Origin of the sequence: Mycobacterium scrofulaceum, assembly GCF_001667885.1 — a bacterium.
Lineage (GTDB): Bacteria > Actinomycetota > Actinomycetes > Mycobacteriales > Mycobacteriaceae > Mycobacterium > Mycobacterium scrofulaceum_C.
The window spans coordinates 1-1,008 of record NZ_LZJW01000166.1 but is presented as its reverse complement, the minus strand read 5'-3'; the positions used below and the strand labels follow the sequence as shown (position 1 = coordinate 1,008).

The 1,008-nt window shown below is 66.3% G+C and carries 1 protein-coding gene and 1 pseudogene; both read right to left on the bottom strand.

All coding sequences use genetic code 11. The features are described 5' to 3' along the window. A partial coding sequence (locus A5681_RS23550) for a hypothetical protein (protein ID WP_156738121.1) occupies positions 1–186 on the bottom strand: 186 nt, incomplete at its 3' end. A 179-nt stretch (positions 187–365) separates the two neighbouring features. Then, a pseudogene (locus tag A5681_RS27545) lies at positions 366–1,008 on the bottom strand (hypothetical protein); the annotation flags it as partial.

Here is a 1,008-nt window from a genome sequence, read left to right as displayed (position 1 = left end):
CTGGAACCAACCCCCACCCAAACGACGCAACCCCTGGCCCATCGTCGCCGGCGTCGCCGCCCTGGTCGTCGTCCTCGTCATCGCCGCCGTCGTTATCGCGATGGTCATGGGAGGCGACGACAGCAACCCGCAGGCCAACCGCACTTCGACCACGACGACCACGACGACCACCAGAAGCGTCACCACCACCACGACCGTAAGCCCCCACCCACCCCGGCGTATTGCGTCGGATATCGGTTGTCGGCGGTTCAACTGTGGTGTGCCGCGCCGGCGGTCAGCGGCGTCCCTCTCGCGGTGAATTGTGGCGGCTGGGCCGCCTACTAACGTCGTGAAAGCCTGTCGGCGTTGCGGTTTGGCCCCACGACTCAGCCGCCGTAGTTGGTCCACCACGTGTGCAGGTCCTCGAGCGCGGGAGGATCTCCGTAGACGTCACAGAGCAGGAGTTTGGCGTCGTTGGTCCAGATGACGTTCGGGTGGTTCTTGTATGTGCCGCAGGCGATCGAGCCGGCCGTCACCGTCGGGGTGCTGTCGTGGTGCCAGCCATCCGGTGACGGACCGGCGCCCGGGCAGTTGAGCAACTGCACGGCGGCGACGTCGTCGTCGAACGCCTTCTTCAACAGATCGGCACTGGCGAACAATCCGTAGACGGCGCGGGAAGGGCCGCCCTGGTTGGTGTTCTGGTCGCAGTCCACCATGGCCAACGCGTTCACCCATATGCTGTTCGCCTTCGGGGTGGCCGGTGTGCAAGCGCCATTGGGATATCCGGCGGGCAGCATGCCCAGCAGCTTGCTCTGTGGGTTACCGGCCCGGGTGGTCGTGGTGGTGGTGACGCTTCTGGTGGTCGTCGTGGTCGTCGTGGTCGAAGTGCGGTTGGCCTGCGGGTTGCTGTCGTCGCCTCCCATGACCATCGCGATAACGACGGCGGCGATGACGAGGACGACGACCAGGGCGGCGACGCCGGCGACGATGGGCCAGGGGTTGCGTCGTTTGGGTGGGGGTTGGTTCCAG